This is a genomic window from Enterobacter sp. PI-10 (assembly GCF_027947695.1).
GTDB classification, from domain to species: domain Bacteria; phylum Pseudomonadota; class Gammaproteobacteria; order Enterobacterales; family Enterobacteriaceae; genus Enterobacter; species Enterobacter vonholyi.
This window is the reverse complement of record NZ_JAJNOG010000007.1, coordinates 118,964-143,819: the sequence shown is the minus strand read 5'-3', so window position 1 is coordinate 143,819 and position 24,856 is coordinate 118,964. Positions and strand designations below refer to the sequence as shown.

Sequence of the window (24,856 nt, the reverse complement as noted above, 5' to 3'; positions counted from 1 at the left end):
TAAATCTATGAGAAGGTGTTGTATGTTGAACCGTATCCGCGTTGTCACAATGCTCATGATGGTGCTGGTCATTTTCGCACTTCTTCAGCTCATCTCCGGCGGGCTTTTTTTCTCGTCATTAAAACAGAACCAGGACAGCTTCGCGGCCTCGAACGATCTCCGCCTGCAGCAGAGTGAACTCACGTCGACGTGGGATCTGATGCTGCAAACGCGTATCAACCTGAGCCGCTCGTCCGCGCGCATGATGATGGACCCTAACAATCAGCAGAGCAGCGCGAAAACCGATCTGTTGAAAAATGCCCGTGCCACCCTCGCTGACGCCGCGAAACATTACGACGCCTTCAAAAAGATCGCCCCGCAGCCTGCTATGGAGCAGGTGAGCCAGAATATCGATGAAAAATACAATGCCTACCATACCGGTCTGACAGAGCTCATTCAGTTCCTGGAGAGCGGAAATATGGACGCCTATTTCGCGCAGCCGACGCAGGGGATGCAAAACGCACTCGGCGCGGCGCTGGGGGAATACGCGAAGGCCAGTGGCGATCTCTATCACTCGGCCTTTACGGCAAGTCAGAATGACTACCGCTTTGCGAAATGGCAGATGGCCGTAATGGCGCTGGCGCTGGTCATCGTGCTGGTCGCGGTCTGGTACGGCATTCGCCATATTCTGCTGAATCCTCTTGGGCGCGTCATTGCCCACATTCGTGAAATTGCCGGAGGCGATCTGACTAAAACGCTGACCGTTTCCGGGCGCAATGAGATCACCGAGCTGGCAAACAGCGTTGACCATATGCAGCGTTCGTTAATCGAAACCGTCGCCAACGTGCGTAACGGGTCGGAGGCTATCTATACCGGCACCAGCGAAATTGCGATGGGGAATAACGATCTCTCATCCCGTACCGAACAGCAGGCTTCCGCCCTGGAAGAGACGGCCGCCAGCATGGAGCAGCTCACCGCGACCGTGAAGCAGAACGCCGATAACGCCCGCCAGGCGTCTCAGCTGGCAGAAAGCGCCTCCGAGACGGCGCAGCGCGGCGGACGCGTGGTGGATGGCGTGGTGAAAACCATGCACGAAATCGCCGACAGCTCGAAGAAAATCGCCGACATCATCAGCGTTATCGACGGCATTGCCTTCCAGACCAACATTCTGGCGCTGAACGCCGCCGTGGAAGCGGCGCGAGCGGGCGAACAGGGGCGCGGGTTTGCCGTGGTGGCCGGGGAAGTGCGCAACCTGGCCAGCCGCAGCGCCAACGCGGCAAAAGAGATCAAGTCGCTGATTGAAGACTCTGTCTCCCGCGTGGATACCGGCTCCGTGCTGGTGGAAAGCGCCGGGGAGACCATGAATGACATCGTGAATGCCGTTACCCGCGTGACGGACATCATGGGGGAAATCGCCTCTGCGTCTGATGAGCAGAGTCGTGGTATCGACCAGGTTGCCCTGGCGGTATCGGAAATGGATCGCGTGACACAGCAAAACGCCGCGCTGGTGCAGGAGTCCGCTGCGGCGGCCGCTGCCCTGGAAGACCAGGCGAGCCGTCTGAAAATGGCCGTCTCGGCGTTTCGTCTCGCTTCACTCGCTGGAAACACGGTCACTCCGCAGGCGACGTACCGCGCGCCAGCCGCTGAACAGGCTGCGCTCCGTACGCGTACCGCGACGACCGGACAAGATGAAAACTGGGAAACATTTTGACTGACAATTAAACCGCGGCTGCTTGCCGCTTGATGGGAGCGTGGATGTTAAATCGTATTCGTATCTCGACCACACTGTTTTTGATTCTGATCCTTTGCGGTGTGTTGCAGGTTGGCAGTAACGGGTTGTCTTTTTGGGCGTTTCGCGATGGCTATCAGAATTTGCAGGAAGTTGAGGCGAGTAATCAGCAGCGCTCCGCACTGGCACAAACGCGTGCCGTGCTGTTGCAGGCAAGCACTGCGCTGAACAAGGCGGGAACCTTAACCGCGCTGAGCTATCCGCCGGATGACATTAAAGCGCTGATGGCCACCGCGCGCGACAGCCTGAAACAGGCTGACGCACAGTTTAAAGCCTTTACGGCGCAGGCCGCCGACAGCGAGAAAGAGAAAGCGCTGAAGGCCGCCATGAAGACGAACTTTGAGCAGTGGTACAGCGATCTGGACCACCAGGCGACGTGGCTTGAGAACAACCAGCTGTCGGACTTTATGACCGCACCGGTCCAGGCGTCTCAGGCAGCGTTTGACGGCAGCTTCAACGCCTGGCAGCAGGATATTAACCAGTCTGTACAGCGTGCCGGTGACCAGAGCCGTCAAAGCTATCACATGTCGGGCGTCATCTTCGCCGTGGTGGTGATTCTGGCAGGGTTGCTGACCGGCGGGGCGCTGCTCTGGTCGCGCAGAATGATTGTGCAGCCGCTGGCGATCGTCAGCAGCCACTTCGACAGTATTGCAAAAGGCGACCTGGCGCGTCCGGTGGCGGTGTTCGGCAAAAACGAAATTTCGGCGATCTTTGCCAGCCTGAAGGCGATGCAGGGATCGCTGCGGGAAACGGTGAGCGACGTGCGGCAGGGTAGCCATGCCATGCACACCGGGATCTCAGAGATTGCGGCAGGTAACAACGATCTCTCATCCCGCACAGAGCAGCAGGCGGCCTCGCTGGCGCAGACGGCGGCCAGCATGGAGCAGCTGACGGCGACGGTAAGCCAGAACGCCGATAACGCGCGCCAGGCGTCTGACCTGTCAAAACAGGCGGCGATGACGGCGAAGAAAGGCGGTGACCAGGCGTCCCATGTCGCCAGCACCATGCAGGAGATTGCCACCAGCTCGCAGAAAATTGGTGACATCATCAGCGTGATTGACGGTATCGCGTTCCAGACCAACATTCTGGCGCTGAATGCCGCTGTGGAAGCGGCGCGTGCCGGGGAGCAGGGGCGCGGGTTTGCGGTGGTGGCGGGTGAAGTGCGTAACCTGGCGAGCCGCAGCGCCAACGCGGCGAAAGAAATCAAGGTCCTGATCGAAGAGTCGGTCTCGCGCGTTCAGCAGGGCTCAACGCTTGTGGATACGGCGGCGAAAACCATGCACGAGATCGTCACCTCCGTGACGCGGGTTAACGACATTATGGGCGAAATTGCCTCGGCGTCGGATGAACAGCGTCGCGGCATTGAGCAGGTAGCCCAGGCGGTCAGCCAGATGGATCAGGTGACGCAACAGAACGCCTCGTTAGTTGAGGAAGCGGCAGCGGCAACCGATCAGCTGGCCAGCCAGGCGGATCGTCTTACCGGACTGGTCGCGGTATTTAATGTGAAAGAGCACGTTGAAGCAGTAACAGAAGTCGGGCGGTCGCAGGCCGTGCCAGTTGTATCCTGAATGTAATTAAGAAGGCGCTATGACATCACCAATGCCCCCTGGGCAAACGTCATTATTGTTGCAGATGACACAGCGCCTCGCGCTGTCCGACGCGCATTTTCGTCGGATATGTCAGTTAATCTACCAGCGTGCGGGGATCGTGCTTGCGGATCATAAGCGGGACATGGTCTACAACCGTCTGGTGCGGCGCTTGCGTACGCTGGGGCTGGATGATTTTGGCCGCTATCTGAGCATGCTCGAGGCGAACCAGAACAGCGCCGAGTGGCAGGCTTTTATTAACTCGTTAACCACCAACCTGACGGCGTTTTTCCGTGAAGCTCACCACTTCCCGGTTCTGTCCGAGCATGCGCGCCGTCGCACCGGGGAGTATCGCGTCTGGAGTGCGGCCGCCTCGACGGGTGAAGAGCCGTACTCGCTGGCGATCACCCTTGCCGATACGCTGGGAATGACGCCGGGACGCTGGAAGGTCTACGCCAGCGATATCGATACTGAAGTGCTGGAGAAGGCGCGTAACGGTGTTTATCGCCAGGATGAACTGAAAACGCTGTCGCCGCAGCAGCTGCAGCGTTATTTCATGCGCGGGACGGGCCCGCATGAAGGCCTGGTGCGCGTACGCCAGGAGCTGGCGAACTGCGTCGAATTCGCGCCCGTTAACCTGCTGGATAAGCAGTACAACGTGCCGGGGCCGTTCGACGCCATTTTTTGCCGTAACGTCATGATCTATTTTGATAAAACGACGCAACAGGACATTCTGCGTCGGTTTGTTCCGTTGCTCAAGCCTGACGGTTTACTGTTTGCCGGGCACTCGGAAAACTTCAGCAACCTCGTGCGTGAGTTTAGCCTGCGTGGGCAAACGGTATATGCGCTGAGTAAGGAAAAAGCATGAGTAAAATCAGGGTGTTGTCTGTCGATGATTCAGCGCTGATGCGTCAGATCATGACTGAAATTATCAATAGCCACAGCGACATGGAGATGGTGGCAACCGCGCCCGATCCGCTGGTAGCGCGGGATTTAATTAAAAAATATAACCCCGATGTGCTAACGCTGGATGTCGAGATGCCGCGCATGGATGGCATCGATTTCCTCGAAAAATTAATGCGGCTGCGGCCTATGCCGGTGGTGATGGTCTCCTCCCTGACCGGGAAAGGATCGGAAATCACCCTGCGCGCGCTGGAGCTGGGGGCGGTGGATTTTGTCACCAAGCCGCAGCTCGGCATTCGCGAAGGGATGCTGGCCTACAGCGAGATGATCGCCGAGAAGATCCGCACCGCGTCGCGTGCGAAGCTTGCCGCCCACACGCCGATGGCCGCGCCGGCGACCCTGAAGGCCGGTCCATTACTCAGCTCGGAAAAACTGCTGGTCATTGGGGCGTCAACCGGAGGAACAGAGGCAATTCGTCATGTACTCCAGCCATTGCCGCTTTCAAGTCCGGGTATTCTGATCACTCAGCATATGCCGCCAGGATTTACCCGTTCGTTCGCCGAACGCCTGAACAAGCTGTGCCAGATTAGCGTGAAAGAGGCGGAAGACGGCGAGCGCGTGCTCCCGGGGCATGCCTATATCGCGCCGGGCGACAAGCATATGGAGCTGGCGCGCAGCGGCGCTAACTATCAAATCAAAATTCATGACGGACCGCCGGTCAACCGGCACCGTCCGTCGGTGGATGTGCTGTTTCATTCGGTGGCAAAACATGCGGGGCGCAACGCCGTTGGGGTGATCCTGACGGGGATGGGCAACGACGGTGCCGCCGGAATGCTTGCAATGCACCAGGCTGGCGCCTGGACGATTGCGCAGAATGAAGCAAGTTGTGTGGTGTTCGGCATGCCGCGCGAGGCCATCAATATGGGTGGCGTGAGCGAAGTGGTCGATCTTAGCCAGGTAAGCCAGCAGATGCTGGCGAAAATCAGTGCCGGACAGGCAATACGTATTTGACTCAGGAGTATTATTTTATGGCGGATAAAGAGCTTAAGTTTTTGGTTGTGGATGACTTTTCCACCATGCGTCGCATCGTACGCAACCTGCTGAAAGAGCTGGGCTTCAACAACGTTGAAGAAGCAGAAGATGGCGTTGATGCGCTGAACAAACTGCAGGCTGGCGGGTTTGGTTTTGTTATCTCCGACTGGAACATGCCAAACATGGACGGTCTGGAACTGCTGAAAACCATTCGTGCCGATGCGGGAATGGCGTCTATGCCGGTTCTGATGGTCACTGCAGAAGCGAAAAAAGAGAACATCATTGCCGCTGCACAGGCGGGCGCAAGCGGCTATGTGGTGAAGCCATTCACCGCGGCAACCCTGGAAGAGAAGCTCGGTAAGATCTTCGAGAAACTCGGCATGTGAGGTGATGGAAATGTTGCAACCTGCTATGAAACCCGTTGAAGAACACTCGCCGAGCGATATCATCGTCCGCATCGGCAGCCTGACGCGCATGCTGCGTGACAGCCTGCGCGAGCTGGGTCTGGATCAGGCAATTGCCGAAGCGGCGGAAGCGATTCCTGATGCCCGCGATCGTCTGGACTATGTCGTGCAGATGACCGCTCAGGCCGCGGAACGTGCGCTGAACAGCGTTGAAGCATCACAGCCGCACCAGGATGCGATGGAAAAGGGGGCGAAAGCCCTGAGCAAACGCTGGGACGAGTGGTTTGAAAATCCTATCGAGCTGGCTGATGCCCGCGAGCTGGTGACGGATACTCGTCAGTACCTGGGCGATGTGCCGGGCCACACCAGCTTCACCAACGCCCAGTTGCTGGACATCATGATGGCGCAGGATTTCCAGGACCTGACCGGTCAGGTCATCAAGCGCATGATGGATGTTATCCAGGAGATTGAGCGCCAGCTGCTGATGGTTCTGCTGGAGAACATTCCGGAACCTGCAGCCCGTCCAAAACGCGAGAACGAAAGCCTGCTCAATGGTCCACAGCTCGACGCCACCAAGGCAGGCGTTGTGGCAAGCCAGGATCAGGTAGACGACCTGCTGGACAGCCTCGGCTTCTGATTGTTCTGATTACCCTCAGGCTGCGGCGTCAACCTGAGGGTATTTCGATTAGCGAAGATCCATCTTCACTGTCACGTTACCTTCAAAATGGCCCGGGGCAGGGGGGACATTAGTCGTGCCAACCGGCGCGGCCTGAATTTTAACCACTCCGTTTCCCTGCTCGTCCATTGTCACCGGAAACTCATAGGTACCATCCAGCGCGACGTTTTGACTGTTTTCATCATATACACGCACCCCGAGATCGTCCCTTTCCAGAAGTTTTGCAATGTACGGCGTACTGCTATCCGCCACGCCCTGATCTGCTGTGAGCGTAAGTTTTATCCGATCCGTGTTTCCCACTGCGTTATCATCACAATGATAGGCAATATCGACGTTTTTGAGGGCATATCGTTTTGGCGGTTGCCCCTTGCTGACGAATTGCTTGCTGACAATGCCGCCGAACTCAACCTCAATGGTGCTGCCTGCGTTGATGGTGCAGCTTAGCGGCGCAGAAAGCGTGCCGCTAAACCAGATATCAGAAACCTGGTCTGCCAGCCCGGGATCGCAGCTTCCCCCCGTGCCGAAATAAAGACAGGCATAGTTTTGCGCGACAATCATCGAAGGGATCACCTCCTGACCCAGGATGGGTTTTTTAATGTGGAGCATGATAGCAACGACGTTCCAGCGGAAATTACGCTTTATTGCAGCGGCATTGCTGGGCTGAGTGCTACTACTGCAAACGTTGGCATCTCCTTCCGTTTTGGCGAGTGCACTCTCGGTAGTGCTACGCATATTACCTCGGGTCGTCGGGTATTCATTGATAGCTAACGGGGTCAAAGAATTACCATCCGGAGAGTTGATTGCGTCAGCGTAGGCGGTGATATCGGCATCGATCTTTTCGGTCAAATAGCCGTAACCGTTTGTACCCGGACTCAGAGGGCTCCCGGCAAACGTTTTTTCATAGACCATGCTCGAAGAAAACATATTTCCGGGACAGTCGCAGTTGGCAACTATCACCGGGCCATTGCCGACCAGATGATTTGGCACATCATAGTCATGATTGGCAATATTTTCGCTGGACGAAAACTCATGATCGAACGAAGTGGTGTAGGTTTGCGGTGCACCGAAGCAGTTATAAAGTATAGTCACGGCACCCCTGCACGGGCTGGCTGTGGTCAGGCTCAATGCCGTGGCCAGGGAAGCCCAGACGGCCTGTTTCTTGAATATAGTTCTCATGTCCTTATTCCTGCTGACAAAGCTCGCTAACCGAGCGAATACCGTTAGGGCTTTCGGTTTGGTTAGCTGACTGTTGCGTAATGCTGGCGCGGCACTGTTGCCCTGTGCCGTTGCCCCATTTCACGGTGAGCTGTGCGGTCTCTCCAAGGCCTGCCAGATAGACGGTGCCGGTATCATCGACGATGCCGCTCATCACCGGGGCGCTACTGGTCGCGATAGCGCCGAACGGAACGGGGAGGCCGTTTGGACGCTTCAGGGTGACCAGCATCCTGTAGCCTGTGTGTGCGTCAAATCTGGCCAGCACCGCCGCGTTGCGCGAGGGAATCACGGTGATGGCGGTATCGCTGCTGTCCACATTTTCCGGCAGGCTCGAGGTATCAATACGAATATTGTTCTCCTGATACGGAGTGAGCGATGGAATGACTGCGTTACCCTGCCAGTCGGTCTTAATACCACGCTGGTTCAGGAAACGGACGTCGGGCGCGTTGTTGGCGTTCACGATAGCAAACTGGCTGCCTAAAGGTTGAGTCAGCGTGACGCCCTGAGGATGGGCAACAATACCGCCGCTAATGCCATAGTTAAGCTGCTGAGTGTCATCGGTGGAGGTGTAATAGCCTGCGGTCAGGTTTGCGTATTGCGAGTGGTAGCTGCCATAGACGCTGCTGATATTATCCCCGTCGTGGTTGGAATGGCTCTGCTGTAACGAGTAGCTCAAACGCTCGTCGTCGAGCAGCGTGCCGCTGAGGCCCACGTTTTGCCGCGTATAGCCATTTTTAGTATTGCTGATGTTATAGCTACTCCAAGCGCGTGGTAGCCATCTGGCGAGAGGAATGCTAAATCCCAAAGAGACCATCCTGTCAGGCTCTTCGTCGTTGGTTTTGCTGTACGTATAGGCCATGTGATAACTCGTGCCGGCAACGACGGTATTAAATCCAACCGACAGGCTGCGCTCTTTTTTAGATGTGCCCCAATAATCCTGCTGATAACCGTTAAGATACAGACTCGCCCCAGCAACGCTTTGGCTGACGCTGCCCTGAATGCGGTTGCGTTTATTGTAACGAAACGGCAGATCGTCTTCGTGGCCTTCACGCTTTTGGTTGGCGTCAGCGAAGCTGTAATATCCGCGGCTGCTGTATCGGTAGCTGCCGAGGCTGAAGTTGGTATCGGTCGAATCCAGTTTACCGGTATAAAGCAAACGCCATGACTGGCCGGCATGCTGGCTCTTATCGTCTAGCCGGGTGTCGGCCATAGTAACGTCAGCCGACAGTGAGCCCAGAGGTCCGAGTGCCAGACCGGTACCGGTATTGGCTGCGTTATAGTCTTTCGAGAGCGTCAGCCCCCCAAACCAGGTGAGAAGATTATTTAAGCCGTAAATCATACTTCCCTGGAAGAAGTCGGGTTCCTTTTGGTCGCTCCCGCTTTCAGCACGATAACGGCCTGCCGTAATTTCGTACTTCATACGCCCAGGCCGCAGCATAACCGCGATACTGGAATAGGGCTGCGTAAAGTGATGCTCGGTGCCGTCAGCCTCTTTCACCGTAACGTCCAGATCGCCGCTGTTGGTAGTGGAGTAGAGATCGTTGATCTCGAACGCACCCGGCGCGACATTTTGCTGATAGATGAGATAGCCATTCTGGCGCACCGAGACTTCCGCATTTGAACTGGCGTTGCCGCGTATGACAGGGGCATAGCCGCGTTGGCTATAGGGAAGCATCTCTTCATCCGACGCAAGGTTGACGCCTCGGTACTGTAAGCTATCAAATACATCGCCCCGCGTGTTGCTTTCTCCGGCTGTGAACTGCGCCTTGAGGGCGTCAACGTCATGCTGCAGGAAGGTATTGATGTTTTCCCACAGGTTTTCATTATCCGAATTGCTCCACGTTGAATAGTTGCGCGCTCTCCAGCCACCCAGGTTGGCGCCGGTGCGCAAATTCAGATACTGATTGGTGGCGCTACCGTCGCCGCTGTCCTTATTTATTGATCCTGAAAAAGCGTAGTCACTGAACAACACAGGGACACCATCGTCCCAGCGCGAGGGATCGATGTAATCGCGACCGGGACCACTTAGCGCGGCCTGAGGAATACTCAACGCTAATGTCATGGTTGAAAAATCAAGCCGCGCAGAGGCCTGGGGGATATAGTTGCCTATATCTTTAGGCAAAGCCTTATTGGCGGGTAATGTAAGCAAGGCGGGATAACGGTCAATAGCAATCCCCCATGTCCGCAGCATATCCGGGGTGAGCTGAGGTATCAGTGCCCCTTCCGAGGAGCTGACGTAAGCGATATTGGTGTTGCTCAGGCGGCGCTCGTTCACCTGCACTCGTGAAGAATAGGTGCCGGGTAGCTGAGCATTCGACTTTGAAAAGAGTGAAAGGTCGATATCCTGCCGGGCCAGCATATTCCCTTCAAGCGATGAGGGAGAAAAACGATACTCACGGGCCAGCGTCGAGACGCTTGCGAAGAGCAAAATACCGCCAAGGCAGCGAAGAAGCGGATTCGTTCTGAAGAGCCGCACGTATGACAAATCATTACGTCCTGTCATCATCGCCGTCTTTTAATCCTGCGCCAGGGTGGAGGTGTGTTTTTCGGAAGCGTTCCCGTAATCGGTTATACAGCGCCAGGTGACGCTAGTACTCTGTGCATTGGCAGGGAGAGGAATCTCAACGCGGGATTTAGGGGCAACCATGTCGGCCTTCTCCACTTTGTGCGTGCCCAAAGCAAGTGAATCAAAGACGCTGTAGAACGTCCCCGCATTGATGACAGTGAGCTGCTGACCATGACGAGCAAAGCGCAGGTTTTTGCAGGATTCAGAGGGGGTACCGCTGAGTCCGGCAGGGCGCCAGAACAGTTTCAGACGCGTTTTATAAATTAACCGTAGGACGTTTTTGTCATCCTCATCCGATGCCGTGGCAGGAACGGTTCGCACGTTCATATAGAACAGAGACTCTTTATCCCCGGGTAAGGTTGTTCCGTTCCAGCTAATGCGCAGGCTTTGCTCTTTTTGCGGATCGAGTCGAAAGAGCGGTGGTGTCACGATAAACGGTCCGTGCGTTTTACCATCACCCGTATCTGTCCATGACTGTATTAACCATGGAAGCTCTTTATCATTATTTTGTAAGGGCAGGGCAACTTCCTTTTTTGTGGCATCGTAGATTATGCGTGTGCGGCCTATCTGAACACCAGATGCGTTACAAACGGTGCTCGCAATAACAGGAATACATAATAAGACCTGGAGTGATATGCGCATGGTGAAACCTTTAATAAAGGAGGTTGAGAGGAATTGATAATAGTCCGAATCCGGATTCGGACTATTATCAGTTCATGACTCCTTAAATGTCATGACGGCTAAATATATATATTGTGAATATTAGTAATGCGTCTGTTAACGGTAAAGAATATTTACTGTCATATCAGCATCTGCTGGACCGGCGGTAACCGCAGCTGCAAATGATTTATAGCGGGCATTAAAATCAGCCTTAATGGTATCTGAGGATTTTGACGCCAGTTCGATGTAGACCTGCCCTTCAGCGCCGTCCATCGTAATGAGTTTATCATCTTTACCCGCCAGGCTGACGGCAACGCCGATGCCGGTGGCCGCGGTATCGCCCTTAGTGGTAATTGTACTGACGTCGAGTAATGTTTTGGCCCCGGTCAGGGTTGTTGGGCCGTTAAAGGTCAACTGTACAGCTGGCAGCCCATCGCTTTTTAACGGGCAGTTTGCAAGCGTTACGGAAAACGGCACGAGTGAGGTTTCCGTCCCAATATCAGTAAATAGTGATACAGGATAGGTACCCAATGGGACTGTACTGTCCGTGTCATTGTCACCCTCAATCGTGCAGCTTGATTCGATAATTTCACCCGTGAAGTGAATAGCGCCGGCATTCATTTCTGCGGCGAAACCATTCATCGACAGTGTTGCAAGGGTTAAGCCCGCAAAAATATTCTTTTTGAAATCCATCTTAAATGTCCCTTTAATTAAAAAGAAATATCTGGCATACATTTTGCTTTCTGGTGAAAGGTAAATTATGTCGCATGAAATTATAACATTTAAATTTCTTCTGGTAAGGGAGTCACAAAGCTAATGTTAGAGAGATTAATCCATTTTTGGATTGTCTGTAGTAATGGCTTATATACTTTTAATTGCTCTGGGTTATTGGATTTACATAGCTGCATCAATCCTGCAATACCTGGTGGATAAAATCGACTGCTATGTTAATTTTCTTTCTGAATATTTTTTTGAGTAAACGTTCTTTAAATCTGAGCTTAATTCCTTTTGTGATATGAAACGCATCATAAAAGCTGGTCCCTATTTGTTCAGTCATGACTTGCCCTCTCTTCGCTCACTCAAGGCGCGTAGGGCGGTCTTAAACTGGATAAAAAGACCCGGTTATAGGGGTTTTTCAGGCCATTGATGAAAGGCGGTGCTGGCATGATACCCGTGACATAATGGGCTGAGCATGCACTGTGGCAGAAGAGAACGACGACAAAACGGAAGCCCCCACACCCCACCGACTAGAAAAGGCGCGTGAGGAAGGGCAAATCCCCCGATCCCGAGAATTGACCTCCCTGCTGATCCTTATCGTAGGCGTGTGCATTATCTGGTGGGGTGGGGAGTCGCTCGCCCGCAAGCTGGCGGGAATGCTGTCAACCGGCTTACGTTTTGACCACAGCATGGTCAACGATCCGAATCTGATCCTCAGCCAGATTATTCAGCTTATTAAAGGGGCCATGGTCGCGCTGTTGCCCCTGATTACCGGGGTGGTGCTGGTCGCGCTGGTCTCGCCGGTGATGCTCGGCGGTCTGGTTTTTAGTGCCAAATCGCTGCAGCCGAAATTTTCCAAACTGAACCCGCTGCCGGGCATTGCGAAAATGTTCTCTGCTCAGACCGGGGCCGAGCTGCTCAAAGCCATTCTCAAATCGGTGCTGATGGGCAGTTCCGCGGGGTTTTACCTCTGGTACCACTGGCCGGAAATGATGCGTCTCATCAGCGAATCGCCTCTCACCGCGATGAGCAACGCGCTGAATCTGGTCGGGCTGTGCGCACTGCTGGTGGTGCTCAGCATTATCCCGATGGTGGGTTTTGACGTGATCTTCCAGCTTTATACCCACTTCAAAAAGCTGCGCATGTCACGCCAGGACATCCGTGACGAATATAAGCAGATGGAAGGTGACCCGCACGTTAAGGGGCGTATCCGCCAGATGCAGCGTGCCGCCGCCCGTCGCCGCATGATGGAAGATGTGCCGAAGGCCGACGTCATCGTCACCAACCCGACGCACTATTCCGTTGCCCTGCGCTATGACGAAAACAAAATGAGCGCGCCGAAAGTGGTGGCGAAAGGGGCAGGGCTGATCGCGCTGCGCATCCGGGAAATTGGCACGGAACACCGCGTGCCGATCCTGGAAGCCCCTCCGCTGGCGCGTGCCCTGTACCGCCATGCGGATATTGGACAACAGATCCCAGGACAACTCTACGCCGCCGTGGCGGAAGTGCTGGCCTGGGTATGGCAGTTGAAGCGCTGGCGTCTGGCCGGCGGTCAACGGCCTGTGAAACCTGAGAACCTTCCGGTGCCTGCCGCGCTGGATTTTATGAACGAGAAGGACACTGATGGCTAATCTGGTGGCAATGTTGCGCCTGCCCGGCAACCTGAAATCGACCCAATGGCAAATCCTTGCCGGGCCGATTCTGATCCTGCTAATTCTGTCGATGATGGTACTGCCGCTCCCGGCGTTCATCCTCGATCTGCTTTTCACTTTCAATATTGCGCTGTCCATTATGGTGCTGCTGGTGGCGATGTTCACCCAGCGTACCCTGGAGTTCGCCGCGTTCCCGACCATTCTGCTGTTTACCACCCTGCTGCGACTGGCGCTGAACGTGGCATCCACGCGTATCATCCTGATGGAAGGTCACACCGGGGCGGCAGCGGCAGGTAAAGTGGTGGAAGCGTTCGGCCACTTCCTGGTGGGCGGCAATTTCGCTATCGGTATCGTGGTGTTCGTCATCCTCGTGATCATCAACTTTATGGTCATCACCAAAGGTGCAGGGCGTATTGCGGAAGTGGGCGCGCGCTTTGTGCTCGACGGGATGCCGGGCAAGCAGATGGCGATCGACGCCGACCTGAACGCCGGTCTTATCGCCGAAGATGAAGCCAAAAAACGCCGTGCGGAGGTGACGCAGGAGGCGGACTTCTACGGCTCCATGGACGGTGCGAGTAAGTTTGTGCGCGGTGACGCCATCGCGGGCATTCTGATCATGGTGATTAACGTGGTCGGCGGCCTGCTGGTGGGCGTGCTGCAGCATGGCATGGACATGGGCCACGCGGCGGAAAGCTATACGCTGCTGACCATCGGTGACGGTCTGGTCGCGCAGATCCCGGCGCTGGTTATCTCCACTGCGGCGGGTGTGATTGTGACCCGCGTGAGCACCGATCAGGACGTTGGCGAGCAGATGGTGGGCCAGCTGTTCAGCAACCCGCGCGTGATGCTGCTGGCCGCTGCGGTTCTCGGGTTGCTCGGCCTGGTGCCGGGGATGCCAAACCTCGTCTTCCTGCTGTTTACGGCGGGGCTGCTGGGGCTTGCGTGGTGGATGCGTGGCCGTGAAACCAAACCGGCAGCGGAACCTGTTCAGGTCAAAATGCCGGAGAATACCCAGGCCGTCGAAGCGACCTGGAACGACGTTCAGCTGGAAGATTCCCTGGGAATGGAAGTCGGGTATCGCCTGATCCCGATGGTCGATTTCCAGCAGGACGGCGAGCTGCTCGGCCGTATCCGGAGTATCCGTAAAAAATTCGCGCAGGATATGGGCTTCCTGCCGCCGGTGGTACACATCCGCGACAATATGGACCTGCCGCCCGCGCGCTATCGCATCCTGATGAAAGGTGTCGAAATTGGCAGCGGTGATGCCTATCCGGGCCGCTGGCTGGCGATTAACCCCGGCACCGCCGCAGGGACGCTGCCGGGCGAGCAAACTATCGATCCGGCCTTTGGCCTGGCCGCTATCTGGATTGAAAGCGCCCTGAAAGAGCAGGCGCAGATACAGGGGTATACGGTTGTTGAAGCCAGTACCGTGGTGGCGACCCATCTTAATCACCTGATTGGGCAATTCTCGGCGGAGCTGTTTGGCCGTCAGGAAGCACAGCAGCTGCTGGACCGCGTCACGCAGGAGATGCCGAAGCTGACGGAAGATCTGGTCCCGGGCGTGCTGACCTTAACCACGCTGCACAAGGTGCTGCAAAACCTGCTCGACGAGAAGGTACCGATCCGCGATATGCGCACCATTCTGGAAACCCTTGCCGAACACGCGCCGATACAAAGCGATCCGCACGAGCTGACGGCGGTGGTGCGCGTGGCGCTGGGACGCGCCATTACCCAGCAGTGGTTCCCGGGAACCGGGGAAGTGCAGGTGATCGGCCTCGATACGCCGCTTGAGCGTCTGCTGCTGCAGGCTCTGCAGGGCGGAGGCGGTCTGGAGCCGGGCCTGGCGGATCGCCTGCTGGCGCAAACCCAGGAGGCGCTGGCGCGTCAGGAGATGCTCGGCGCGCCGCCGGTGCTGCTGGTGAACCACGCGCTGCGTCCGCTGCTGTCCCGCTTCCTGCGTCGTAGCCTGAACCAGCTGGTCGTGCTGTCGAATCTGGAGCTGTCGGATAACCGTCATATCCGCATGACCGCGACGATTGGAGGAAAATAATGCGTAAATGGCTTTGGATGTTGCTCTTCCCGCTGGCGGCGCAGGCTGCCGGGGGAGGCACCTGGCAGGCGAGCAGCATGGGGGTGACCCTCAGTAACCGCGGTGTTGCTATGTCGTCTAACCCGCTGGCGCCTTCAGAAGAGGTCTCCGGACAGATGGGCCTTGTGGTCTGGAACTACCGGCTGATTGGCCCTACGCCAGCGGGCTTGCGGGTGCGCCTCTGCTCTCAGACGCGCTGTACCGAAATCGACGGCGAAAATGGGACAACGCAGGCGTTCAACGGCGTACCGGCTATTGAACCTTTGCGTTTCATCTGGGAAGTGCCGGGTGGGGGACGTTTGATTCCGGCTCTGAAGGTGCAGAGCAATTCCGTCATCGTGAACTATCGCTGACGGTTGGATTACCAGGACTGCAAAAACAAAACCCGGCGATTGCCGGGTTTTTTGTATTACATGCGTTCTACGGTTTCGATACCCAGGGTATCCAGACCCAGCTTCAGGGTCTTCGCCGTTAGCTGCGCCAGCTTCAGGCGGCTGTTGCGAACCGATTCGTTTTCCGCAGACAGAATAGGGCAGTGCTCGTAGAAGCCGGAGAACAGACCCGCCAGGTCGTACAGGTAAGCACACATTACGTGCGGCGTACCGTCACGCGCGACAACCGTCAGCGTCTCTTCGAACTGCAGCAGACGCGCCGCCAGCTGTGCTTCACGATCTTCAGTGATGGTCACGGTGGCAGTCGCCAGCACGCTTTCGTCGATACTGGCTTTACGGAATACCGAGAGCACGCGGGTGTAGGCGTACTGCATGTATGGCGCCGTGTTACCTTCAAACGCCAGCATGTTATCCCAGTCGAAGATATAGTCGGTGGTACGGTTCTTGGAGAGATCCGCGTATTTCACCGCACCGATACCCACGGCGTTGGCCAGTTTTTCCAGCTCGTCGGCCGGCATGTCCGGGTTCTTCTCGGCCACCAGACGACGGGCGCGTTCCAGCGCTTCGTCCAGCAGGTCAGACAGTTTCACGGTTCCGCCCGCGCGGGTTTTGAACGGCTTGCCGTCTTTACCCAGCATCATGCCGAACATGTGGTGTTCCAGCGGAACGCTGTCCGGCACGTAACCGGCTTTACGCACGATCGTCCACGCCTGCATCAGGTGCTGGTGCTGACGGGAGTCGATGTAGTACAGCACGCGGTCGGCATGCAGCGTTTCGTAACGGTATTTCGCGCAGGCAATGTCGGTCGTAGTGTAGAGATAGCCGCCATCCTTTTTCTGGATGATCACGCCCATCGGTTCACCTTCCTTGTTTTTGTACTCATCAAGGAACACAACCGTTGCGCCTTCGCTCTCCACCGCCAGGTTTTTCGCTTTCAGGTCAGCCACAATGCCGGGCAGCATTGGGTTGTACAGGCTTTCACCCATTACGTCATCGCGGGTCAGGGTGACGTTCAGACGGTTATAGGTCAGCTGGTTCTGGGACATGGTGATGTCAACCAGCTTGCGCCACATTTCGAGGAAGTATTGATCGCCGCCCTGCAGTTTAACCACGTAACTACGCGCACGTTCGGCAAAAGCTTCGTCTTCGTCGTAGTGTTTTTTGGCTTCGCGATAGAACCCTTCCAGGTCCGCCAGCGCCATTTCACCCGCGTTTTCCTGCTGCTGTTTTTCCAGGTAAGCGATCAGCATGCCGAACTGGGTGCCCCAGTCGCCCACGTGGTTCGCGCGGATCACCTTGTGACCGAGGAACTCGAGCGTGCGCACTGCGGCATCACCGATGATGGTGGAGCGCAGGTGGCCAACGTGCATCTCTTTCGCCACGTTCGGCGCAGAATAGTCGATCACGACGGTCTGCGCTTCCGGCTGGGACACTCCCAGACGATCGGATTTCAGCGCCGCGTCAACGTGGCTTGCCAGGAATGCAGGCTCAAGGAAGATGTTGATAAAGCCCGGACCGGCGATTTCGGTTTTGCTGGCAATGCCGGAAAGATCCAGATGCGTCAGTACCTGCTCAGCGAGCTGTCGCGGCGGCATGCCCAGTTTTTTAGCCACTGCCATCACGCCATTAGCCTGATAGTCGCCAAACTGTACTTTTGCTGACTGACGAACCTGCGGTTCGCAATCCGCAGGGGCACCTGCGGCAATCAGTGCCTGACTGACTTTTTCGGAGAGAAGAGCCTGAATATTCACCTGGATACCTTACGTTTTTGATGCGGGCTTACAACCGCCCGCGCCAGTTAAAGAATTTAGGGCGGGAGTATACTGCAAATGCCTTCTGACGTCAGCAGTGCGGGGCCTGAAGATTGCTCAGAATCCAGGCAGTGAAGGTGTGCATAATCATGCAGTCGCAAAAAGCCGGTTTCTGAGGTTGGTCAAAACAGGTCAACAGAGTAAATTAGCGGCTTTGCGACATGAAAAGAGAATGACTTATGGCGAACTGGCAATCCATTGACGAACTGCATGATATTTCCGCAGATTTACCGCGCTTCACCCAGGCGTTCACAGAACTTGCCACCCGTCTGGGTTTGGATATTGCGCCGCTTGAGGCCGATCATATCTCTTTGCGCTGTCATCAGAATGCCACCGCCGAGCGCTGGCGTCGCGGGTTCGAACAGTGCGGCGAGTTACTGTCCGAGAATATCATTAATGGCCGCCCCATTTGCCTGTTCAAACTGCATGAGCCGGTGAACGTGGCGCACTGGCAGTTCAGCGTGGTTGAACTGCCGTGGCCGGGCGAGAAACGCTATCCGCACGAAGGCTGGGAACATATCGAGATTGTCCTGCCGGGTGAGCCGGAGACGTTAAACGTGCGCGCGCTGGCCCTGTTAGCGGACGAAGGCTTAAGCCAGCCGGGAATTTTTGTGAAGACCAGTTCTCCCAAAGGCGAGCGCGAGCGGTTACCTAACCCGACGCTGGCCGTTACTGACGGACAGGTTACGGTGAAGTTTCATCCGTGGACCATTGAGCAGATCGTTGCCAGTGAAGCATAAGAGATGTGAGTTCACGCCGGGACCGAAAACGAACGGTGTGTCATGATGTTTCGCTTAGTGGAATTTCAGGAGGATTAAATGGCGCTGCTGGAGATTTGTTGTTACAGCGTGGAGTGTGCCGTGACCGCGCAAAAGCACGGGGCTGACCGCATTGAACTGTGTGCGGCGCCCAAAGAGGGCGGGCTGACGCCTTCTTACGGCGTGTTGAAGTCAGCCCGTCAGGCCGTCACTATTCCCGTTCACCCAATTATTCGTCCGCGCGGCGGTGATTTTTGTTACACGGCGGGCGAGTTCAGTGCCATGCTTGATGATATCGCCCTCGTTCGGGACCTGGGGTTTTCAGGGCTGGTGACCGGGCTGCTGGATGAAGACGGCAATATCGATATACCGCGTATGCGTCAGATTATGAGCGCCGCGCAGGGGATGTCCGTCACTTTTCATCGCGCATTTGATATGTGTAAAGATCCGCTTCAGGCCTTTGAAACGCTTGGAGAACTTGGCGTGGCGCGCATCCTGACATCGGGTCAGCAGGCGTCAGCTGAAAAAGGACTGCAATTAATTACGGAACTAAAAGCACATTCTGGTGTTCCAATAATAATGGCGGGTGCGGGAGTACGCGCCAGCAATATGGAACGGTTTTTAAACGCTGGGGTAGAAGAGCTGCACAGCTCTGCGGGGAAATGGATACCTTCGCCCATGCGTTATCGCAATACAGGATTGTCAATGTCGACGGATGCTGAAGCGGATGAGTATTCACGCTATGGCGTAGAGGGAGAGTCGGTTGCGGAAATGAAGTCGCTGATTGAGCGCCATCACGTGTAGCAACGTACCGATTTTTACCGCGCATCATGTCGCCCAATATGATGCTTGCTTGTACCAGGCCCCTGCCAATTACACAGGGGCCTTTTTTTCTCCTTCATATTTCAAGCCGCAGCTGCGTTGGCCGCCTTGCTGCAACTTGAACTATTTCGGAGAAAACGTGCTACGAGTAGGCCGGGTAAGGCGCAGCCGCCACCCGACTAAAAGACTACGGCTTAGTCGCAATCAATACCGCACGCATCGGGGCCGGATAGCCTTCGATGGTTTTGCTGTGATCGGTTGGGTCGAGGAATTGCTCCAGCGATTCGGTGATCATCCAGTCGGTGCGGCGCTGCTCTTCGATTGAGGTCACGCTGACATCGGCAATCCGCACGTCCACAAACCCGCATTTCTCCAGCCAGTTCTTCAGCGCCAGCGCGGAAGGGATGAAGTAAACGTTGCGCATCTGCGCGTAGCGATCGCCCGGCACCAGAACGGCGTGTTCATCGCCTTCAATCACCAGCGTTTCGAGCACCAGCTCGCCGCCGCTGACCAGCTGATCTTTCAATTGCCACAGATGTTCAAGCGGGGAGCGGCGGTGATAAAGCACGCCCATGGAGAACACGGTATCAAACGCTTTCAGAGCTGGCAGCTGCTCAATGCCCAGCGGCAGCAGGTGCGCGCGCTGATCGTTACCCAGCAGCTTACGTACCGCTTCAAACTGGCACAGGAACAGCTGCATCGGGTCAATACCTACCGCCAGATGCGCGCCCGCGCCAATCATGCGCCACATGTGGTAACCGCTGCCGCAGCCCACGTCCAGAATGGTGCGCCCGGTCAGGTCGGAAAGGTGGGGCAGAACGCGATCCCATTTCCAGTCAGAGCGCCATTCGGTATTGATGTTCACGCCGTAAAGTGAAAACGGCCCTTTGCGCCACGGCATCAGGTTACGCATCAGCGTTTCGATGCGGTTGATCTGACCTGCCGGAAGCGGTTCTTCACTCTCGGCGGTGACGCTGTGCAGAAGATCCAGACGATGCGGGGTCAGTTCGGGCAGAAACTCCACTGCATTTGACCACTGCTTTAACAGGCCGTGCTGCTGGTCCCGCTGCCAGGCGGCAATCTGCGCGGGCAAGGTTTCCAGCCAGTGGGAGAGCTGGTTTTTGGCAATCAGCTGATAGAAGTTACTGAACTCGATCATGCCGGTTTCCCCGCTTTCAGCGCTACCAGCGAACCAAAGTTAAAGCACTGGAACCACAGTTCGCTGTGCTCAAAACCGGCTTTGCTCAGACGCGCTTTATGGGTTTCTATGGAATCTGTCAGCATCACGTTTTCGAGCATGCTGCGCTTCTGGCTGATCTCCAGCTCGCTGTAGCCGTTCGCCCGTTTGAAATCGTGGTGCATATTGAACAGCAGCTCGCCAACCTCGGCATCTTCGAAGCTGAATTTCTCCGAGAGCACCAGCGCGCCGCCAGGATTCAGCCCCTGATAAATTTTGTCCAGCAGCAGCTGGCGGTCTTCCGGTACCAGGAACTGAAGCGTGAAATTCAGCACCACCATCGACGCGTTATTGATTTCAATCTCGCGGATATCACCTTCCACCACGTCTACCGGAACAGGAGCTTTGTACGCGTCAATATGGCGACGGCAGCGCTCAACCATGGCCGGGGAGTTATCGACGGCAATAATGCGGCAGCCTTCGTGGTGAACGTTACGACGAACCGACAGCGTTGCCGCGCCGAGCGAGCAGCCCAGGTCATAGACCTGCGTGCCGGGTTGAACGAAGCGCTCAGCCAGCATGCCGATCATAGAGATAATATTGGAATAACCGGGAACAGAGCGCTGGATCATATCCGGGAAGACTTCGGCTACCCGTTCATCAAAGGTCCAGTCGCCCAGGCTGGCGATAGGCGCGGAAAAAAGCGTGTCGCGATCTGACATAACGTAAAAATCCGGGAAAAATAAAGTGGCGTATTGTGCGCTAATGGAGGGAGAAAACCAACTCCCACGGCATATACCACAGGTTAGCCAGCACCATCAGCAAAAGTGAACACCAGGTTGCACTCATGCCGGAACGACGCCAGCGGATTAAGCGATGGTGAAAGCCGTAATAGTGCATCAGGCGGCCAGCAATAAGCAGCAGGCCACAGATGTGCACCATCCAGGTTTCTGCGCCATTCATCTCCATAAACAGCAGCAGGATTAAGGCTGCGGGGATGTATTCAACCGCGTTGCCATGAATGCGGATAGCGCTTTGTAGCTCTGAAAACCCGCCGTCACCGTAGGAGACGCGGTAGAGCGTTCTGAGGCGCACAACATCAAATGAAAACTTAATCAGCAGTAATGCACCTAACACCGCATACAGCGCGCTGACCATACAAACTCCCTGTTTTTGGCTGATGGCACTTCACTATGATAGGGGGTGATATCAGAAAAGAGAAGATTGTTGTGGGATGGAAGGGGCGCTTCCCACGGACGGCACCGCAGCCTGCAAGGCCTGCCATAGAGCATCGACCAGTTCGGGGGCCTGGGCAATATCCGGCGTGTGCAAAAAGAGATACGGCGTAGTGGTGTGTTCCCACGCTGCCAGTTTTTCCAGCCAGACGGTGAACAGCGCCTGGTTTTGCGGGATGTTATCGCTGCCGATAAACCTGACCATTGGGTTCTGTGCGGTCACGATGGCGTGGACCGGCACTTTCGGTTTTTTACGCTGAGCTTCAACGATGGCTTCGCTATGCGGGATAGCGCTGTGCACCGGACGGCTGTCGAGGATCACCCGGTTAACGGAACGCTCAAGCAGGCCGCGATTGAGCGCTTTTTCCGCTTCGCCCTTAGCAAAAAACTCGGGATGCCTGACCTCCACGCCGTAGGTAAACTCCCGGGGCAGGGCGTCCAGAAACGTCCACAGTGCGGGCAGGTCGCGCGGGCCAAAGACGGCCGGAAGCTGCAGCCAGTACTGGCCGATGCGGTTTGCCAGAGGCGCCATCCGGGCAAAGAATTCATCGGTCAACTCACCGCAGTTTCGCAGTGCGGCCTGGTGAGAAATGGTCGCCGGAAACTTAAAGCAGAAGCGGAAGTCATCGGTCGTTTGTTCCCGCCAGCGCGCAACAATCTCGGCTTTCGGAAGCGCATACAGGGTGGTGTTACCCTCGACACAGTTGAAGTGTCGGGCATATTCCTCAAGGCCGGTGATGCCAAGGCGCACCCATTTCGGGTGCGACCACTGGGGTAAACCGACATACATCATAGCGCGCTGACAATCTCATCCGTGCTGCGCACGCGGCCGATGCGCGGGAAGATGTGGGTCATGCTGCCCTGATGCTGTTCTGCGGAGGCCGCGCTGCAGGCATCTTCGGCAATCACCAGATTAAAGCCGAGTTCCCACGCGTTGCGGGCAGTCGACTCCACGCCGATGTTGGTGGAAATACCGCACAGGATAATGGTGTCAATGCCGCGACGGCGGAGCTGCAGTTCAAGATCGGTGCCGTAGAATGCGCCCCACTGACGTTTGGTCACTTCAATATCGCTGTCGCGTTTACCCAGTGAGGCCGGGTACGTCCACCAGTTTTCCGGCAGGGCGCGTGCAGGAGCCTGGGCATCAACGGGCTGTTTTAACGCTTCGGCGTAATCAGCAGACCAGCCGACGCGCACCATGACAACCGGGGCACCGCTGGCGCGGCATTTTTCCGCCAGACGGGCGGCGCGGCTGACTACATCTTCCGCGGTATGCGGGCCGCCGGCGAAGGGCAAAATGCCTTCCTGTAAATCAATCACGACAAGCGCGGTTTTACTGGCATCAAGTGTTAACATCGTTACTCCCGTTAAATGAATCACTTCCGGACACCATACGACGTGATGGCCTGTTCCTGGGCGGATAATTTTGTTAATTTTTGTGAGAATGCGCAATAAGAGTGCAGCAAACGACCGCCAGGCCGTGGTTCACTCTTATCGTCCGGCGGAATTTCCAGTATAATAGCCGCCTTTTTTCATCCAGTTGTGACATACAGAAAGCTGCGACATAGTAGCCTGCATACCAGGCGACATTTAGCCTGCGGCTAATTAAGGGATATCTCATGCGTACAGAATATTGCGGGCAGCTGCGTCAGTCCCACGTCGGACAGCAGGTAACCCTGTGTGGTTGGGTCAATCGTCGTCGTGATCTTGGTAGCCTTATCTTCATCGATATGCGCGACCGCGAAGGTATCGTTCAGGTGTTCTTCGATCCGGATCGCGCTGATGCGTTGAAGCTGGCCTCTGAGCTGCGTAATGAGTTCTGCATTCAGGTCACCGGCACCGTGCGTGCGCGTGACGAGAAAAACGTTAACGCCGACATGGCGACGGGTGCCATTGAAGTGCTGGCGTCCGATCTGACGATCATTAACCGTGCTGAAGCGCTGCCGCTGGACTCCAACCACGTCAACACTGAAGAAGCGCGTCTGAAATACCGCTACCTGGATCTGCGTCGCCCGGAAATGGCTCAGCGCCTGAAAACCCGTGCGAAAATCACCAGCCTGGTGCGTCGCTTTATGGATGACCACGGTTTCCTTGATATCGAAACCCCGATGCTGACCAAAGCCACGCCGGAAGGCGCGCGCGATTACCTGGTCCCATCCCGCGTTCATAAAGGCAAATTCTACGCGCTGCCGCAGTCTCCACAGCTGTTCAAACAGCTGCTGATGATGTCCGGCTTCGATCGCTACTATCAGATCGTGAAATGCTTCCGCGACGAAGACCTGCGTGCTGACCGCCAGCCTGAATTTACCCAGATCGATGTGGAAACCTCCTTCATGACCGCTGAGCAGGTGCGTGAAGTGATGGAAGCCCTGGTGCGTAGCCTGTGGAACGACGTTAAAGGCGTTGAGCTGGGCGATTTCCCGATCATGACCTTCGCGGAAGCCGAGCGTCGCTATGGCTCTGACAAACCAGACCTGCGTAACCCGATGGAGTTGGTGGACGTTGCAGACCTGGTGAAAGCCGTTGAGTTTGCCGTCTTCTCCGGCCCGGCTAACGATCCGAAAGGCCGTGTGGCGGCCCTGCGCGTACCGGGTGGTGCAGCACTGAGCCGTAAGCAGATCGACGATTACGGCAACTTCATCAAGATCTACGGCGCTAAAGGTCTGGCCTATATTAAAGTGACCGAGCGTGCGAAAGGTCTGGAAGGTATCACCAGCCCGGTCGCGAAATTCCTGAACGCTGACATCGTGGAAGCGATCCTTGAGCGCACCGGCGCGCAGGACGGCGACATGATCTTCTTCGGCGCAGATAACAAGAAAGTTGTTGCGGATGCGATGGGCGCGCTGCGTCTGAAGCTCGGCAAAGACCTGAACCTGACCGACGAGAGCAAATGGGCGCCGCTGTGGGTTATCGACTTCCCAATGTTTGAAGACGACGGTGAAGGCGGCCTGACCGCGATGCACCACCCGTTCACCTCGCCAAAAGAGATGACGGCGGCAGAGCTGAAAGCGGCACCGGAAGAGGCCGTCGCCAACGCCTACGATATGGTCATTAACGGCTACGAAGTGGGCGGCGGTTCCGTGCGTATTCACAGCGGTGAAATGCAGCAGACCGTGTTCGGCATCCTGGGCATCAACGAGCAGGAGCAGCGCGAGAAATTCGGCTTCCTGCTGGACGCGCTGAAATACGGTACGCCTCCGCACGCGGGTCTGGCCTTTGGTCTTGACCGTCTGACCATGCTGCTGACCGGCACCGATAACATCCGTGATGTTATCGCCTTCCCGAAAACCACTGCCGCAGCGTGTCTGATGACCGAAGCGCCAAGCTTTGCCAACCCGGCCGCACTGGCTGAGCTGGGCATTGAGGTGGTGAAGAAGGAAGAGAAAAACTGAT

At 56.1% G+C, this 24,856-nt stretch carries 22 protein-coding genes; 12 read left to right on the top strand and 10 right to left on the bottom strand.

Annotated features, from left to right (window positions below):
• The first annotated feature begins 22 nt into the window (after nucleotides 1-22).
• Genes tar through cheZ form a run of 6 tightly spaced genes read left to right on the top strand, consistent with a single transcriptional unit; the run spans nucleotide 23 to nucleotide 6,330 of the window.
• Nucleotides 23-1,690 (top strand): methyl-accepting chemotaxis protein II, encoded by a 1,668-nt coding sequence (tar, locus tag LRM19_RS15815; protein WP_115875701.1) that lies wholly within the window; start codon nucleotides 23-25, stop codon nucleotides 1,688-1,690.
• A 44-nt stretch (nucleotides 1,691-1,734) separates the two neighbouring features.
• Nucleotides 1,735-3,336 (top strand): methyl-accepting chemotaxis protein IV, encoded by a 1,602-nt coding sequence (tap, locus tag LRM19_RS15810; protein WP_271369354.1) that lies wholly within the window; start codon nucleotides 1,735-1,737, stop codon nucleotides 3,334-3,336.
• Between the two features lie 19 nt (nucleotides 3,337-3,355).
• Entirely contained in the window at nucleotides 3,356-4,222 is an 867-nt protein-coding gene (gene cheR / locus LRM19_RS15805) for a protein-glutamate O-methyltransferase CheR (protein ID WP_271369352.1), read from the top strand.
• Nucleotides 4,219-5,268 carry a protein-glutamate methylesterase/protein-glutamine glutaminase gene (locus tag LRM19_RS15800; RefSeq protein ID WP_008500430.1) on the top strand — a complete coding sequence of 350 codons (1,050 nt, stop codon included), beginning with the start codon at nucleotides 4,219-4,221 and terminating at the stop codon, nucleotides 5,266-5,268. The genes cheR and LRM19_RS15800 overlap by 4 nt, the downstream gene beginning before the upstream one ends.
• 17 nt (nucleotides 5,269-5,285) lie before the next feature.
• Nucleotides 5,286-5,675: a chemotaxis response regulator CheY gene (gene cheY / locus LRM19_RS15795; protein ID WP_008500431.1), complete on the top strand. Its 390-nt coding sequence runs from the start codon at nucleotides 5,286-5,288 to the stop codon at nucleotides 5,673-5,675.
• A 10-nt stretch (nucleotides 5,676-5,685) separates the two neighbouring features.
• Nucleotides 5,686-6,330 carry a protein phosphatase CheZ gene (gene cheZ / locus LRM19_RS15790; RefSeq protein WP_111964828.1) on the top strand — a complete coding sequence of 215 codons (645 nt, stop codon included), beginning with the start codon at nucleotides 5,686-5,688 and terminating at the stop codon, nucleotides 6,328-6,330.
• Nucleotides 6,331-6,378: 48 nt separating this feature from the next.
• Here the strand turns inward: cheZ and LRM19_RS15785 are convergent, their stop codons facing one another.
• From LRM19_RS15785 to LRM19_RS15770, 4 genes are all read right to left on the bottom strand, one after another.
• Nucleotides 6,379-7,545, bottom strand: coding sequence for a fimbrial protein (locus LRM19_RS15785; RefSeq protein ID WP_271369347.1), 1,167 nt, complete (start codon nucleotides 7,543-7,545; stop codon nucleotides 6,379-6,381).
• Between the two features lie 4 nt (nucleotides 7,546-7,549).
• Nucleotides 7,550-10,090, bottom strand: a complete 2,541-nt coding sequence (locus LRM19_RS15780; protein WP_271369345.1) for a fimbria/pilus outer membrane usher protein — start codon at nucleotides 10,088-10,090, stop codon at nucleotides 7,550-7,552.
• Between the two features lie 9 nt (nucleotides 10,091-10,099).
• Nucleotides 10,100-10,792 (bottom strand): fimbrial biogenesis chaperone, encoded by a 693-nt coding sequence (locus tag LRM19_RS15775; protein ID WP_271369343.1) that lies wholly within the window; start codon nucleotides 10,790-10,792, stop codon nucleotides 10,100-10,102.
• A 135-nt stretch (nucleotides 10,793-10,927) separates the two neighbouring features.
• Nucleotides 10,928-11,545 (bottom strand): fimbrial protein, encoded by a 618-nt coding sequence (locus tag LRM19_RS15770; RefSeq protein WP_320739696.1) that lies wholly within the window; start codon nucleotides 11,543-11,545, stop codon nucleotides 10,928-10,930.
• Nucleotides 11,546-12,009: 464 nt separating this feature from the next.
• Here LRM19_RS15770 and flhB point away from each other — a divergent pair, with 464 nt between their 5' ends.
• From flhB to flhE, 3 genes are read left to right on the top strand one after another with little or no spacing between them, the layout of a single operon-like run.
• Entirely contained in the window at nucleotides 12,010-13,158 is a 1,149-nt protein-coding gene (flhB, locus tag LRM19_RS15765; RefSeq protein ID WP_048992249.1) for a flagellar biosynthesis protein FlhB, read from the top strand.
• Nucleotides 13,151-15,229 carry a flagellar biosynthesis protein FlhA gene (gene flhA / locus LRM19_RS15760; RefSeq protein WP_111964827.1) on the top strand — a complete coding sequence of 693 codons (2,079 nt, stop codon included), beginning with the start codon at nucleotides 13,151-13,153 and terminating at the stop codon, nucleotides 15,227-15,229. The genes flhB and flhA overlap by 8 nt, the downstream gene beginning before the upstream one ends.
• A complete protein-coding gene (gene flhE / locus LRM19_RS15755; protein ID WP_111964826.1) occupies nucleotides 15,229-15,621 on the top strand; it encodes a flagellar protein FlhE in 393 nt (130 codons plus the stop codon). Before flhA ends, flhE begins: the two co-directional genes overlap by 1 nt.
• Before the next feature lie 56 nt (nucleotides 15,622-15,677).
• On the opposite strand, the gene argS is transcribed toward flhE, so the two are convergent.
• Complete coding sequence (gene argS, locus LRM19_RS15750) at nucleotides 15,678-17,411, bottom strand: arginine--tRNA ligase (RefSeq protein WP_136195782.1); 1,734 nt, start codon at nucleotides 17,409-17,411, stop codon at nucleotides 15,678-15,680.
• 239 nt (nucleotides 17,412-17,650) lie between these two features.
• Between argS and LRM19_RS15745 the strand changes: the two genes are divergently transcribed.
• Both LRM19_RS15745 and cutC read left to right on the top strand, forming a co-directional pair.
• Nucleotides 17,651-18,211, top strand: a complete 561-nt coding sequence (locus LRM19_RS15745) for a VOC family protein (protein ID WP_271369338.1) — start codon at nucleotides 17,651-17,653, stop codon at nucleotides 18,209-18,211.
• 78 nt (nucleotides 18,212-18,289) lie between these two features.
• On the top strand, nucleotides 18,290-19,033 hold the full coding sequence (gene cutC, locus LRM19_RS15740) for a copper homeostasis protein CutC (protein ID WP_271369336.1): 744 nt from the start codon (nucleotides 18,290-18,292) through the stop codon (nucleotides 19,031-19,033).
• Between the two features lie 205 nt (nucleotides 19,034-19,238).
• On the opposite strand, the gene cmoB is transcribed toward cutC, so the two are convergent.
• The 5 genes from cmoB to LRM19_RS15715 are packed head-to-tail and all read right to left on the bottom strand — an operon-like array spanning nucleotide 19,239 to nucleotide 22,819.
• The gene (gene cmoB / locus LRM19_RS15735; protein ID WP_115875692.1) at nucleotides 19,239-20,210 is read right to left on the bottom strand and encodes a tRNA 5-methoxyuridine(34)/uridine 5-oxyacetic acid(34) synthase CmoB; all 972 of its coding nucleotides are present in this window, start codon (nucleotides 20,208-20,210) and stop codon (nucleotides 19,239-19,241) included.
• Nucleotides 20,207-20,950 carry a carboxy-S-adenosyl-L-methionine synthase CmoA gene (cmoA, locus tag LRM19_RS15730; RefSeq protein WP_271369333.1) on the bottom strand — a complete coding sequence of 248 codons (744 nt, stop codon included), beginning with the start codon at nucleotides 20,948-20,950 and terminating at the stop codon, nucleotides 20,207-20,209. Before cmoA ends, cmoB begins: the two co-directional genes overlap by 4 nt.
• 40 nt (nucleotides 20,951-20,990) lie before the next feature.
• Nucleotides 20,991-21,386 (bottom strand): MAPEG family protein, encoded by a 396-nt coding sequence (locus tag LRM19_RS15725; protein WP_021240443.1) that lies wholly within the window; start codon nucleotides 21,384-21,386, stop codon nucleotides 20,991-20,993.
• A 51-nt stretch (nucleotides 21,387-21,437) separates the two neighbouring features.
• Nucleotides 21,438-22,256, bottom strand: coding sequence for a DUF72 domain-containing protein (locus tag LRM19_RS15720; protein ID WP_271369330.1), 819 nt, complete (start codon nucleotides 22,254-22,256; stop codon nucleotides 21,438-21,440).
• Nucleotides 22,253-22,819: a hydrolase gene (locus tag LRM19_RS15715; protein WP_271369328.1), complete on the bottom strand. Its 567-nt coding sequence runs from the start codon at nucleotides 22,817-22,819 to the stop codon at nucleotides 22,253-22,255. The genes LRM19_RS15720 and LRM19_RS15715 overlap by 4 nt, the downstream gene beginning before the upstream one ends.
• A 263-nt stretch (nucleotides 22,820-23,082) precedes the next feature.
• Between LRM19_RS15715 and aspS the strand changes: the two genes are divergently transcribed.
• Entirely contained in the window at nucleotides 23,083-24,855 is a 1,773-nt protein-coding gene (gene aspS / locus LRM19_RS15710) for an aspartate--tRNA ligase (protein WP_111964818.1), read from the top strand.
• The last annotated feature ends 1 nt before the right edge of the window (nucleotide 24,856 follow it).